This window comes from Thomasclavelia saccharogumia DSM 17460, from assembly GCF_000686665.1.
Taxonomy (GTDB): domain Bacteria; phylum Bacillota_I; class Bacilli_A; order Erysipelotrichales; family Coprobacillaceae; genus Thomasclavelia; species Thomasclavelia saccharogumia.
This window is the reverse complement of record NZ_JMLH01000008.1, coordinates 20,388-34,120: the sequence shown is the minus strand read 5'-3', so window position 1 is coordinate 34,120 and position 13,733 is coordinate 20,388. Positions and strand designations below refer to the sequence as shown.

General features: G+C 29.1%; 13 protein-coding genes. 2 read left to right on the top strand and 11 right to left on the bottom strand.

All coding sequences use genetic code 11. From position 1 onward, the window contains the following. Positions 1 to 390: 390 nt before the first annotated feature. Positions 391 to 930, top strand: coding sequence for a DUF1697 domain-containing protein (locus tag BR82_RS0103740; RefSeq protein WP_027089081.1), 540 nt, complete (start codon positions 391 to 393; stop codon positions 928 to 930). Between the two features lie 46 nt (positions 931 to 976). Here BR82_RS0103740 and BR82_RS0103735 read toward each other — a convergent pair whose 3' ends face one another. Together BR82_RS0103735 and BR82_RS0103730 are read right to left on the bottom strand one after the other, a co-directional pair. Beyond that, positions 977 to 1,951, bottom strand: coding sequence for a dipeptidase (locus BR82_RS0103735; RefSeq protein WP_024721040.1), 975 nt, complete (start codon positions 1,949 to 1,951; stop codon positions 977 to 979). Positions 1,952 to 2,025: 74 nt separating this feature from the next. Further along, positions 2,026 to 2,286: a hypothetical protein gene (locus BR82_RS0103730; RefSeq protein ID WP_027089080.1), complete on the bottom strand. Its 261-nt coding sequence runs from the start codon at positions 2,284 to 2,286 to the stop codon at positions 2,026 to 2,028. Between the two features lie 65 nt (positions 2,287 to 2,351). Between BR82_RS0103730 and BR82_RS0103725 the strand changes: the two genes are divergently transcribed. Further along, positions 2,352 to 2,588, top strand: a complete 237-nt coding sequence (locus tag BR82_RS0103725; protein ID WP_027089079.1) for an RDAC family protein — start codon at positions 2,352 to 2,354, stop codon at positions 2,586 to 2,588. A gap of 44 nt (positions 2,589 to 2,632) precedes the next feature. Here the strand turns inward: BR82_RS0103725 and BR82_RS16255 are convergent, their stop codons facing one another. From BR82_RS16255 to BR82_RS0103680, 9 genes are all read right to left on the bottom strand, one after another. Continuing rightward, complete coding sequence (locus BR82_RS16255; RefSeq protein ID WP_051592733.1) at positions 2,633 to 6,622, bottom strand: SpaA isopeptide-forming pilin-related protein; 3,990 nt, start codon at positions 6,620 to 6,622, stop codon at positions 2,633 to 2,635. A 171-nt stretch (positions 6,623 to 6,793) separates the two neighbouring features. Then, a complete protein-coding gene (locus BR82_RS15085) occupies positions 6,794 to 7,903 on the bottom strand; it encodes a hypothetical protein (protein WP_051592732.1) in 1,110 nt (369 codons plus the stop codon). 86 nt (positions 7,904 to 7,989) lie between these two features. Then, complete coding sequence (locus BR82_RS0103710; RefSeq protein WP_027089078.1) at positions 7,990 to 9,054, bottom strand: hypothetical protein; 1,065 nt, start codon at positions 9,052 to 9,054, stop codon at positions 7,990 to 7,992. Between the two features lie 329 nt (positions 9,055 to 9,383). Continuing rightward, entirely contained in the window at positions 9,384 to 9,677 is a 294-nt protein-coding gene (locus BR82_RS0103705; RefSeq protein WP_027089077.1) for a Txe/YoeB family addiction module toxin, read from the bottom strand. Continuing rightward, positions 9,678 to 9,929: a type II toxin-antitoxin system Phd/YefM family antitoxin gene (locus BR82_RS0103700; protein WP_027089076.1), complete on the bottom strand. Its 252-nt coding sequence runs from the start codon at positions 9,927 to 9,929 to the stop codon at positions 9,678 to 9,680. Positions 9,930 to 10,120: 191 nt separating this feature from the next. Further along, entirely contained in the window at positions 10,121 to 10,636 is a 516-nt protein-coding gene (locus tag BR82_RS0103695; protein WP_147590203.1) for a hypothetical protein, read from the bottom strand. 280 nt (positions 10,637 to 10,916) lie between these two features. Further along, positions 10,917 to 11,945 carry an acyltransferase family protein gene (locus BR82_RS0103690; protein WP_027089074.1) on the bottom strand — a complete coding sequence of 343 codons (1,029 nt, stop codon included), beginning with the start codon at positions 11,943 to 11,945 and terminating at the stop codon, positions 10,917 to 10,919. Positions 11,946 to 11,959: 14 nt separating this feature from the next. Next, on the bottom strand, positions 11,960 to 13,399 hold the full coding sequence (locus BR82_RS0103685) for a L,D-transpeptidase family protein (protein ID WP_034864083.1): 1,440 nt from the start codon (positions 13,397 to 13,399) through the stop codon (positions 11,960 to 11,962). Positions 13,400 to 13,475: 76 nt separating this feature from the next. After that, entirely contained in the window at positions 13,476 to 13,712 is a 237-nt protein-coding gene (locus BR82_RS0103680) for a helix-turn-helix domain-containing protein (RefSeq protein WP_027089072.1), read from the bottom strand. Positions 13,713 to 13,733: the final 21 nt, after the last annotated feature.

Here is a 13,733-nt window from a genome sequence, read left to right as displayed (position 1 = left end):
TTAAAAGCTATATATAAAATCAAAATATGTAAGCATGTTTACATATTCAATAAAAAATATTTTTTATTAAACAAACAACTTTTGAATATCTAATTAAAATAGTTTGGTCGTATATTTTAAAATATTATCTAACAATTAGATCCTAATGCAATAAAATATACTAATAACAAGTAACCAGTATTTAAATTGTTATCAATATATTTATGTATCGATAAAATAAATATGTTATCATATTAATATTCTTTATTATGTTTTTTACAAACAAGATTTGAAAATCAAATAAGAAAATATGATGATAGCAATAAAATTCTGAAAAGTAAAAAGATCTTTATCATAACTAATGTAAAAACAGAAAATATAAATAAAAATTATTAGAGGTGAAATTGTTATATGAAAAAATATATTGCATTATTAAGGGGAATAAACGTAAGCGGGAAAAATAAGATATCTATGTCTGAATTAAAAGCAAATTTTATAGAACTAGGATTTATAGAAGTATCAACATATCTTAATAGTGGTAATGTTATCTTTTTAAGTGATATAGATGATCTAAATGTTCTTACAAATACAATAGAATCAATGATAAAAAATAAATTCAAATTGGATATACCTGTTCTTATTTTTTTACAAAAAGAAATAAAAAATATCTTAGATAATGCTCCCGACTGGTGGGGAAATAAGAATAAAGAGATATATGATAATCTTATTTTTATGTTTCCTTCTTTATCTTATAATGAACTTTTAAATGAAATCGGAAATCCTAAAGAAGAATATGAAAGAGTATATAATTATAAAAATTCTATTTTTTGGTCTTTTAGTCGTAAAAATTATCAAAAAACAAATTGGTGGTCAAAAACCGCCACTTCAAATATAAGTGATAAAATTACGATTCGCACAGCAAATACAGTAAAAAAATTAGTTAATATGTAATAAATTACACATTAACTCAATAGAAAAAACATGACGAATCGTCATGTTAACGTAAAACCTCTTTATATAATCGTAATACATTTTTATAAAATACTTTTTCAACTTCTTCAACCGTCAAGCCTGCTTCTAATAATGCTTTTTCTAACAACGGCATCATTGAAGCATCCTTTATCTCAAGATTTTGACTAATTCCATCAAAATCACTTCCTAAACCAATATAATCGATCCCTACTAGATCTTTAATATACAAAATATGTTTTACCATATCTTCTATACACGAACGTGCTCCACCACTAGATGAAGGTCTTAAAAAATCGCCACAAAAATTTATTCCCATAACCCCATTACGTTTAGCTAACTGTCTAATCATGTCATCCGACATATTTCGAGCAACACCACAAACACTACGAGCATTACTATGTGATGCTACAAATGGTTTAGTTGTATATTTTAGAACATCATAAAAACCAGCATCACCTAAATGAGAAACATCAATAATTATCCCTAGACGTTCCATTTCTTTAATATATTCAATTCCAAAATCAGTTAACCCATCATGGTCATTGATACGATACAAATCTTGATATTCTTTTGTACCTGCCAAATTAGGATATCCTATCCCATTAGGATAATTCCAAGTTAAAGTAATCATCCTAACTCCTAAACGATAATAGTTTCGAAGTATCGCTAAATCATTATTTACTACTGCACCTTCTTCAAGGGTTAACATCGCTGACATTATTCCTTTATCATAATTACTAATAATATCATCATAACTAAATACGGGTCTAATTAAATCTTTATACTTATCAATTTCACGATAATATAAATCTATCAATCTTTGAGCTTTTGTTAAAGGATCCAGCGAATCTTTAAGATCTACAAACATCGCAAAATTCTGCAACAAATAATCTCCCGCCAACATTTTTTTTAAATCAATGTTAAAATCATTTTCTAATAAACTACCACCATCATCATATATTTTTAAAATGGTATCACAATGCATATCAACTATTTTCATTTTCTCACCTACTTCATCTTATGCGCATAATATCATGCTATTCATCATCATTAATTTTATATTTTTAACCCATCTTATAATTCTAATTTTTTTTCTTGATAATCTTTTGTTAAAGATTGATACTTTTTTAACCAATTTACTCCTTCTAAATATTCTTCTTCACTTAAAACTTCATCTAAAATTCCAAAATGTACTAGTGAGCAAACATCATAAATACTTTGCCATAAAGCATCAAATTTATTATCACTAGCCTTAATATCACTTTGTTCACTTTCTTCATAAGCAACTAATTTATGAGCTAATTTAGTTGCCTTCTCTATTTCTGAATTTGTCATATTCATCCTCCTTGACATTTCTATATCGAAATTATATCATTATTTTAATAAAAGGAGTCAAAAACATGAAAACTATTTCTATTTTTCAAGTACAAGATATTAATAACTTATTAAAACAAAAAAATTATGATTATATTTTAAAACTTAAAGATACTTGCGGCAGTCAAAGTCTTTTCTTACAATGTATAGGCAACGATGCTGATATCAATGAACTATGTAGTATCATCAATGAATTTTTAAAAAATGAATATTTAGAAGTAGCACCTGGTATTATCAATCCTTATAATCTTATTCTTAAATAACATTATTCTAATCAAAAAAATGGAGCCCAAAAAGCTCCATTTTTTTAAACACTTTCTCTTTTCAAATAGATATAAATACCTAAAAATACTATTCCTGATAATAAACACATTTGAATAATTGAATCAATACTCATATTATCTCCCGTTTCAGGTAGTATTAGTAAATCATCATACATTTCAACTCTTTGAATATCTCCTGTATCATCAACAGTAAATTCAATACTTTGAGCTACTTGATAACCATCAGGCGCAATCGTTTCTGTCAAAGTATAAGTCTTTCCTACATATAACCCTTTGATCATATGTGCCTCTTCACCAGAAATCCAGCTGTCTACGATATTCCCTTCTTCATCACTCACCTGTAAATGCGCTCCCGGTAATTCTTTTGATGTTGTGATATCTAATTTAGAAATCTCGATTTTCGTTATTTCATCTACCATCTTCAATACAATATCTTTATTATCAACTTTTAGCTCCTGAGTATCTGCAGTTGCATAGCCTTTTGGTGCTTCCACTTCTTTAAGTAAGTACTCATCATTTTGATTTAATCCTCTTACTAAATGACTGGTTTCATTCCCTTCAATATCGATACGATAATATTCTGTTTCACCATTAGACTGCAGCATCAATGTATAATCTTTGGCATCTTTATTTGGTGTGATTCTGTATAATACTGATGAATCTTCTTCATCAATATACATATCATTTATGGTCTCTCCCTTTTGTAAAAGTGACTTCATTTCTTTACTTATATCAATAATATGTCTGCCGCTGATCCATTCATCAACAATTTCATTCGTCTTATTATTGATGACTTGAAGTCTGGCCCCTTTTAATAAACTGCCTTCCTCATCTTCTTTAATGACCTGAACTTGATTATCTGTCATTTCAATCATTTGATCTTTATTATCATCTACAACTGTAAACATCATATCATCTGCTTTTACATATCCTTTTGGTACATTGATTTCTTTTAAAATATATATTTCACCTGCAAGCAGTCCTCTTACATTATGATTTCCACCTGCATCAACTGTCCACTGATCGACAACATTTTTCGTTTTATTCGATACGACCTGTAACACGGCTCCTTCTACTGCTTTTCCATTTGTTTCAGCTTTTCTTACTGTTACAACTTTATCGATCATCTGGACTTTTTGAATATCTGTAGTACTGGCTACAGTAAATTTAATTTCTTTAGCCTGAACATATCCCAGTGGTGCAAGATCTTCTTTCAATGTATAAGTTTTCCCTACACTAAGTCCCTGAATGACCATCGCATTTTCACCTGAAATCCACTCTGCAATGATATTTCCTTCATCGTCACTAACACTCATCTTGGCTCCTGGTAATTCAGCTTCACCAGTAACATCAGTTTTACTTATTTCAACGATCGTTGGTTCATTTACAAGTTCTTTAGTAACATTATAAACTTTAGTAGTTAGATCTGTCTGTTCAAATTTGACTTCATATTTAGTTTCATCTAATACTACACCATCTAATGTTTCGATCTCCTGCAGTTCATATATTCCCATCGGCAGATCAGATACCTTCAAGTATCCACTGCGATCTAAATTATATTCTCCTACAAGAGCTCCTTTGGCATAAATGATACTGCCATCAGCCATATCTAAGATATCTTCTTTAGCTGTCAGTCTAAACTTGATCTTACTTAGATCAGATCTGTCAACAAAATCATATCCATCACCTAAATGCGCTCTTTCTAAAGAATTAGGTACTGCCAATATTCCATATGATACATCTTTATATACTTCCAATTCTCCTACCGGCTTATCATTTTTAATGACTATTTCAAGAATTGGATCACCATCAGGATCTTTATCATAGTCTCTGATGTTTTCGACATCAAATTCAACTCTATCTTCTAATGATAAATAACCAGTCGGTGTCTTTATTTCATCGATATAGTATTTACCGGCATCTAACTGTAATGGTAAAACTATTGTACCTTTATCACTGTCATTAACATTGTAAGACCCTGATGGGATCACTACATTATCTGCAGATGTCGTAAAACTGTCATAAGTCTTACCGCCAACTTTTTGTTTGATCGTCTCTCCGGCTTTATAAATGATCTTACCATTAGAAACAATATCTTCTCTGGCTTTTACTTTAAACGTTGCACTATTCAAAGTAACAGTCTTATTGCTGTCGAGGTCCTTTTTAACAAGTTTTAACTGGGTTGTATAAGGGCGATTATTGATATCAATGATCTTGATTTGCGCGATATCAGGATATTCACTGTAATCTTTAGTCACTGATACTGTAAAATCAGGTGCCGTGATATAATCCTTAGGTGTTTTTGTTTCACGAACTAAATATTCACCATAAGGCAGATACTTAGTATTAGCTTGACCATTTTCATCAGTAGTAATGACATCGTATACTTCAGCGTTATCCCAGCCTACATGGTCTACTTCACTTTTTAATTTGAAAGTAAATTCAGCCCCCTGCAGTCCTTTAACAAGACCGCTTATACCGTCTTTTTCACCTGATTTATGGATCTGAATCTTTTGCATATTGACACGATTATCAGTATTGGTAGAGCGTAGAACTTTAGAAACAGTCTGTCCTTCATATTCAATATCGACATTGATATCTTTAGAATTCAACACTAATGATTCATTGCTCCTGCTTTCTTCGATATAATATTTACCGATATGCAGATCATCAAATACTAATTTACCGGCATTATCAGTTGTCTGAGTATCGACGACATCACCTTTATTAAAATAAGTAACTGTATCAGCCTTATTGGTAATATTTTCTCTTGCGATAAGTTTATACTCATTGCCCTGTAAATAAGCATCACCGGACTTGCCGTCAGTTAGAGCGGTATTGATCTCTTTTGTCAGTGAAACAGAACCAGTAGGTTCATTATTTTCCACTACTTTAGAAGTAGTTTCACCGACATTGATAGTAACTTCATATTCTGTTTCATCAAGGAGATAACCATCAGGAGCCAAAACTTCCTTCAATTTATAAGTACCGGCAAGCAGATTATCAACTTTGATCTTACCATCAGTGACTGTAATATTTTCATCATAACCATCAAAAGATACTGATTTTAAATTAAAAACAGCCCCATCGATCAAGTCTTTATTAGTATTAGTTTTAGTAAGTTCTAAAGAACCGACTTTTAACCAATTGACATTTAGTCGCAAAGTTTCTGGATCTTGATAATAAGTTAGTGTTCCTTCACTTTGATAATTCCCCGTTCCCTGAATAACTAAAGGAGCATATTTCAACAAACCATCAGCAGTTAGCCAATTACTAGAATAATCATCTAAAACTTTCATTGGCGCACTCAAATAAAAAGTATCACCACCATTTACAGCGACAGTTCCAGTACTAACAGTTCCTTTTGTTACATTATGCAGTTCAACTTCATCCTGTAATGGAATATTGATAGTGGCAGATTCACTAGTATTTAATGTGATATCCTCTGTTCTTTGTTTTTTACCTGACTCATCAAAATATGCACTAGTTGTAAAATCATTTGAACCATTAAAAGTCAATGTATTAGTTGGAAGAGGCAGCGATTGAATCTGATCATATCTTGTTTTCAAGCCAACACCAATACTGGTCAAATAATCCCAGGTATTGCCCCCATATAGATCACCACTGTAGGCATAACTGGCCATGATATGTGTAAATAAATATTTTTCCCTATCTGTCGACACTGTATCATCCTTAAATACATCAGCAGGTCCACCATAACCGTAATATAAAACTTTAAGCAGTGCTTCGTTATTTACAATCACATAAGATGCATTGAGATTTTCTGGAGGCGTATCCTTACTGGCTTCTAAACAGTACGCTAGCTTTCCATCAATATAGCACATTTTCGTACTCCAGTTCCCAAGCCAGCTGGGATACATGATCTCTTCACCCCATGTGAAACTAACTGTACCTCCATCAGCACTAACTGTACTTAAATTTGTAGATATAACACTAAAAATCATTGCCATAACAATGATCAGCTGTTTCCAATTTCGTATTATTTTTTTCATTTGTCTAACCTTTCATTTAATTTTTTTCATTAAATTCCTTTCTTTTTATTTTTATAATAAAAAAGCAACTTATATAGTTGCTTAAAACATGGATCTCTACAATTGTATATGCTCATAATTTTTCCCTTCCTATTGTTTTCAAAATAAAAGCAATCCATTTAAATGAATTGCCTACTTAATTATTGTACTACCATATTGTGAATAACTGCTACCACATCCTCCTGTAAAATGCCCTGCAGCTATAAGTTCTTCAAGTGAATTATATTCTCCACCATGCAAATTGCATTTATATTTAGAAATAATCTGTATACTTCCTCCTGAAGATCCATTATTATTCGTACTACCGCTAGAAGAACTTCCTGAATTACTGTTTCCACCCGAAGAATTACCCGAACTACCGCTTCCTCCAGAACTTGAATTACCTCCACTTGGTGGTTGATTTATGCTACCTGAATTTCCACTTGATGAATTATTTGTATTTCCACTAGATGGTTTATTAGAACTATTACTACTATTTGAACTGCTAGAACTTGATGAACCATTAGTAGTTGTATTTTGTTTTGGTTTTGTTGTTACAACTGTTTTTTTCTGCCCTGTAACTGGATCTGTTTGAACTTCACTAGTTATCTCTACATTTGGATCAGCTGCAGGTGCAACAACAATGACCTTAAATTCTTTTTCTGTTTTGTTTTTACTGGCATCTTCAATACTAACTTTTGCACTGTATTCTCCAGGTACATTTACATCGATCATAGCAGTATCGATCGTATAATCAGATAACTGTGCTAGATCAGTTGCCATCATTAATGATTTAAAATCATAAGTTGATAGATCAGTACCCTGGATTATTTCCACCCTTTCAGGAACTGTTAGTTCTGGAGCAACTGTATCTTTTACTTTAATCTTTACCGTTTTACTTTCTTTTTTATAAGTTAAAGTTATTTCATAGTTACCAGCTTTAGCATATCCTTTATCTTTTTCACTTGTCGAACCGTCTTCATTAGTAATGATTTCAACTTCATTACTAATATTGGATTTAAGTTTTGTATTTTTTAAAATTTCTGTTTTTTTCTTACTGTCTATTTCATCAAAATTCAAATAATCTTTAGGATCAATTGAAATCGCTTGACCATATTCAATAATCATTTCCTCTTTCTTTAATTTCAATGTTTCTTGTGATTTCGTTAAGGCATAAATTGCACCAGTTGCAATTATAACTACTACTAATATAATACTTGCAATAATCTTTTTCTTTGTATTAAATATTTTCTTTATCCTCATTTTTTCTCATCCCCTTCATTTTAATAATAACATACTACAATTAAAAATAATATAAACTATGTTCTTAACATTTAAAAATATAACAATTAAAAATGAAATTTCAGACAATCACCTTCTTGTTCAAGTACATCATCTTCTATCAACTTATTTTCATATTCCAACTTATTCGAATCATCCATCTCATAAATACTCAATTTTTTTAAATCATCATTTTCTTTAATATGATCAAGCACATCTTCTTTTTTCTGAGTATATTTATCATCATAAATAAATTCAATATTAGGGTTTGAAAGGACGAACTGAATAAAATGTGCACTTATATTAGATTCTACATTTTCTTTTAGGATAAAGTATTTATCTTCATCTTCTTTGAGCATTAATGCTTTTACTACATCTTTATAATATTCCTCTTTAACACCCGTATCTTCACTCAAATCACTTACTAGTCTAACACAATCAACTTTCTCCAGTTTTAAATAAAAATCACTGTTATCAGTTTCGTATATTATCTCCTTAAACTTATCGTTCTTCATAAGATAATTAGAATTTTTTAGAATTAAATTATTAAATAATTCAACCTTTTTAAAATCTATATTTGCTATTTCATCTAACGTCAAACCTATTTCCAGCAGATCATTTATATAGGGTGGCCTTGATACAATTTTTTCACTAATATCATGTCCATTAGTAAAAAAGTCAACAACAGAATTATTATATTTTTCAATCAAAGAACAATTTATTTCATTTATGCTGTTATTTTCAATTATTAATTCCCAAAGTTTTTCCATACGATATAACTTTATAGTACACATGTTTCGTGATACATTGTAAATTTCTACGGCTTTTTTTAATTTAATTTTATCTAATTCCATAAAAGATTTAACATTTGTAGTATTTAATAAATATTTCAGTATCGAACCATCTTTGTTAAATAAGAATCCTCTACCATTTTCTAAAGCAAATTCACTAACTCCACACATATCGTTAAGCAAACCAGCAGTATATTCTATAGCTTCTATGGACACCTCATCTTTTAACGCTTTAGCAATAATAAGTGTATTATATGAAATATATTCATTTATATTTGTATTTTTGATAACATATTGAACCTGTTCATCATTCAATTGGTTTTCATCAATCGTAAGCGTCAAATAGCATACACCTAACAGTAAAAAACATCTCAATATATAATAATAGAGTCATCAATAAGTGGAGGTGTTAATATGACAAAAGAACAATGGAAGCAATACTGGAAATCAATCATTGATGAATGTTATTCATCTTTTATATATTTTTTTTAAGTGTAGCAAGCATTATTCTTGTTCTAATTTTCATGTTATATTTCTTTACCTCTTCGTTTTCTTATTTTTAATAAATCTTCTCATACCTTTTTTGATACAAAAAAGAGGCAAATTGCCTCTTTGTGTAATTTTAATATACTTCCTTTTTTTAAAGTGAATATTTGTCTTGAATAATTAATTTATATCTTTTCATAATGTGACCACATAGATAATATTTTAACAGTTCCATTGTAACAGATATTTTCGTGAGTACATGTTTCTTCAATGACCTGATAAACAAATCTATGCTGTATATTAATTCTTCTTGAATAAGCACCTGACAAATTTCCAACCAGTTTTTCATAAGCAGGTGGATTTTGAAATGGATTATTTCTTACAATTTCTATAAGTTTTTTTGCCTTTTCATCTAATTTAGCACTTTTTAAATACTTTATATCTTTAACTGCCCTTTTTGTATATACAATTCGATACATTTACCATTCTACCTCATTTTCATCAATACAATCATCTATACTTGTATTCATTCCATCAATAATAGTGTTAGCTAAATCACTAACTGAATTTAAATACAGCGTCTCTTGTATTGCATTCCAATCATCTTCACTAATTAAAACACCATTTTTGCCATTTTTATTAGTAATAATTATCGGTTGACAGTTATCATTAACATCTGATAATAATTGATAAATATTTTCTCTTGCCTTAGTAACTGAAATTTGACTCATAATATCATCTCCTTTACATTATTATAACGTACGTTATAGCGTACGTCAACAAAAATATACTTCTTATATAAAATATGCCCTTTTATTATACGAGATACTAAAATATATAATATTTTTTTGATCATAATTTTAATTTTTTATACCTTCCTAAGATAAAAAATGGATATTATTTCCATCTTTTTATTGTCTATTTATCTCGATAAAGAAAAATCATCCATATCACGTTCTTTAATATGATTTATATTTTGCTGAAGTTCTTTATTTTCTTTTTTTAAGATTTCTATTTGATTTTGTAAAATAATATTTTTTTTAATCAAATCATTTTTTTCCCTTTTTAAAATTCCGTTTTCTTGAATGACTCCTTCTATTGTTTCCAATGCATGTTTAATATCAATATTTTGACCGCTTGCCAATAAGATGTTTTGCTGATATGAATTTAGATGATTAGAAATGTGATTTAAACTTGTAACAATAATTTCTTTTGTGTTATCAGTTCTATTTTTTATATCCCTTCTCGTTTCTAATATTTCTTTTTGTGTTTCGTTGTGAAATGTTGTTGCTTTTTCCAAAGTATGTTTTTTATGTAATTCATTTTCTAAATCATCAAATCTTTTATCATCAGTTCTTCGAGAGCGGTGCATTTGAACAACAATTCCTATTAACGATACAGTACCAGTAATTAACGCTGCAATAACAACTCCATCCATTAAATATTTACCTCCACAAATTATTATATATGAAAAGTATATCATAAAAAATATAAGTGGATAAAAAATATAAAAATATGTTATTAAATCATCCGATATTGAAAATGAACATTTAATATTTTTATATAACATATACACTATCCCCCTTAACAAAAAAGAAAATTCAAAGATTGTCTATGGTTTGAACCTCTATATTTTTCTATCCTAAAAGAAAAAGATGGAGATTATTTCCATCTTATTAGTTATTTTATCATTTATTACATTTCCTTAATAATTATGCTTATCTATAACCCATTACAATCTTATATAATCTGTTTGCATACCTTTCAAATAATTTTAAAAAGAATATAAGTAAAAATATAATTATTACTGGTGCAAACACATATATAAATATATTACTAACACTATTTATTGAAATTACTTTAATTAATATTTTTTTTAGAATTGTCAATGACCATTCATGAAATAAAAATATTCCAAAAACATATTTTGAATACTTCATAAAAATTTTATTTTTAATTTTAATCACTATTTTAAACCAAAATACAATACTTATTAAAATCTGCAATTGATGTATATATATATTTCTAGTAATTAATTCTAAAATAATTACTAGAATATACATTATACTTAACCATGTTAAATTAACTTTCTTTGCTGTGTTTAAATTAATTTTAAATTTTACTATGTAATAGCCCATACTAAAGAAAAATAAAGACTGATACTGTAAGAAAAATACATGAAGATTAAAATTAACTATCCATAAACAAAACATAATAATAAATAATATCTTAGGATAATAGTCAATCAATATTTTTATCATTTTTGATAAGATATTCAAAACAAGCAAATCTCTTATAAACCATAACGGAAAAACCATTGAATACATCGGATTGCCTATAAATGCATCTATCCAATCTTTTATATTCCACTCCTGTATTATCCAATCTTTATTAACAAAGAAAGATTTAGCAAAATCAAATTGATAGGCTACTAAAAATATTATTATCCATATTAAATTCACTAACAAATACGGTATTAATAATGTTTTTGCTTTTTTCTTTATATTATATTTCCAAGTAAAATCTCTTTTATATAGTAAAATACCAGTTAACATAAAGAAAATAGGTACAGCACAACTAGAAACTATGCTAGATATAAAATACTTAAAATTTATTAACCATCCTGCTTCTACAATATTTTCATGTATTACTACTCCTGCAGAATGAATGTACACCACCATAACTATTGCTATAATTTTTAATGTATCTATAGCTTCGGAATATTCTTTTGAAATTTTATAATTCATTTCTTTAATCCTTCTTAATACAAATTATTTGAATTTAGATAAATTCCAATAAGTGCATCATTTTGTAAATTCCGTAGAATTTGAATCATATTTGACTGACTCACACTTATACATCCTGCTGTTGATCCACCTGTTGAGCAGTGCAGGAAAATAGCACTACCCGCACCTGGTGTACATGCGGTATTATAATTAACAGCAATAGCATATTTATACGCTGTTGGATAAGCAACCAAATGCTCTGCACTGCTCCACTGGATACCAGTTTGACTCGCATCAACTAATTTGTTGTAATATAGGCTGTTTGAATCATCAACCCAATAATGGCTGTTGTTGACTTGTAGCCATCCTCTAGAAGTACCTGGATTTCCTGCTACTCCAAACGCTTGACCAAAACTATAAATTCCTGTTGGGGTTTTTCCATCCCCTTCTTTTTTATTAGAAGAAATACCATTTTTTCCAACTCGCGCAGAGCAACTTAATGTTTCTGTCCAGATGCCATTCTGTTTTGTATGCAACGTTAAAGTTGCATAGCTTCCACCGTTGCCAATAACTGTTATTGCCTGCGTAGTTTGATTCGATATACTCATATTAGCAACAAAACTTTGTTTTACTCCACTGCTACTCCCACTTGATGAATTATTTGTATTTCCACTAGAAGGTTTATTAGAACCATGATTACTGCTACTTGAACTACCAGAATTTGATGAACTATTAGTAGTTGTATTTTGTTTTGGTTTTGTTGTTACAACTGTTTTTTTCTGCCCTGTAACTGGATCTGTTTGAACTTCACTAGTTATCTCTACATTTGGATCAGCTGCAGGTGCAACAACAATGACCTTAAATTCTTTTTCTGTTTTGTTTTTACTGGTATCTTCAATACTAACTTTTGCACTATACTCACCAGGTACGTTTACATCGATCATAGCAGTATCGATCGTATAATCAGATAACTGTGCTAAATCAGTTGCCATCATTAATGATTTAAAATCATAAGTTGATAGATCAGTACCCTGAACTATTTCCACCCTTTCAGGAACTGTTAGTTCTGGAGCAACTGTATCTTTTACTTTAATCTTTACCGTTTTACTTTCTTTTTTATAAGTTAAAGTTATTTCATAGTTACCAGCTTTAGCATATCCTTTATCTTTTTCACTTGTCGAACCGTCTTCGTTAGTAATGATTTCAACTTCATTACTAATATTGGATTTAAGTTTTGCATTTTTTAAAATTTCTATTTTTTTCTTACTGTCTACCTCATCAAAATTCAAATAATCTTTAGGATCAGTTGAAATCGCTTGACCATATTCAATAATCATTTCCTCTTTCTTTAATTTCAATACTTCTTGTGATCTTGTTAAAGCATAAATTGCACCAGTTGCAATTATAACTACTCCTAATATAATACTGCCTGCAATAATCTTTTTCTTTGTATTAAATACTTTTTTTATTCTCATTTTTTCTCCCTTCAAATAAAAAATCTCATTCACTGTTTGAACTAACATTTTCTATTATTTTTTAGATAAATAATATCTATACTTTACTTTCATTTGATTTAGTTTTTATAGTGCGATTATCAATACCACAAATATAGTCTAAAGTCACATTATATAGGAAAGCCAATTGTATTAATTTATCAATAGGTGGTTTTCTTATACCAGACTCATACAACGCAATTGTTGATCTTTTTATTCCAGTTAATTCTTCTATTTCATATTGTGTTAAATTTCTTTCAATACGAAGTTTTTTTAATCGTTCACCAATATCCATACAACCCTCCTCACGAAGATA

What these genes read in the sequence shown, in the direction of transcription:
- BR82_RS0103740 (WP_027089081.1), top strand. Translation starts at nt 391, where the DNA reads ATGAAAAAATATATTGCATTATTAAGGGGAATAAACGTAAGCGGGAAA.
- BR82_RS0103735 (WP_024721040.1), bottom strand. Translation starts at nt 1,951, where the DNA reads ATGAAAATAGTTGATATGCATTGTGATACCATTTTAAAAATATATGAT.
- BR82_RS0103730 (WP_027089080.1), bottom strand. Translation starts at nt 2,286, where the DNA reads ATGACAAATTCAGAAATAGAGAAGGCAACTAAATTAGCTCATAAATTA.
- BR82_RS0103725 (WP_027089079.1), top strand. Translation starts at nt 2,352, where the DNA reads ATGAAAACTATTTCTATTTTTCAAGTACAAGATATTAATAACTTATTA.
- BR82_RS16255 (WP_051592733.1), bottom strand. Translation starts at nt 6,622, where the DNA reads ATGAAAAAAATAATACGAAATTGGAAACAGCTGATCATTGTTATGGCA.
- BR82_RS15085 (WP_051592732.1), bottom strand. Translation starts at nt 7,903, where the DNA reads ATGAGGATAAAGAAAATATTTAATACAAAGAAAAAGATTATTGCAAGT.
- BR82_RS0103705 (WP_027089077.1), bottom strand. Translation starts at nt 9,677, where the DNA reads ATGTATCGAATTGTATATACAAAAAGGGCAGTTAAAGATATAAAGTAT.
- BR82_RS0103700 (WP_027089076.1), bottom strand. Translation starts at nt 9,929, where the DNA reads ATGAGTCAAATTTCAGTTACTAAGGCAAGAGAAAATATTTATCAATTA.
- BR82_RS0103695 (WP_147590203.1), bottom strand. Translation starts at nt 10,636, where the DNA reads ATGGATGGAGTTGTTATTGCAGCGTTAATTACTGGTACTGTATCGTTA.
- BR82_RS0103690 (WP_027089074.1), bottom strand. Translation starts at nt 11,945, where the DNA reads ATGAATTATAAAATTTCAAAAGAATATTCCGAAGCTATAGATACATTA.
- BR82_RS0103685 (WP_034864083.1), bottom strand. Translation starts at nt 13,399, where the DNA reads ATGAGAATAAAAAAAGTATTTAATACAAAGAAAAAGATTATTGCAGGC.
- BR82_RS0103680 (WP_027089072.1), bottom strand. Translation starts at nt 13,712, where the DNA reads ATGGATATTGGTGAACGATTAAAAAAACTTCGTATTGAAAGAAATTTA.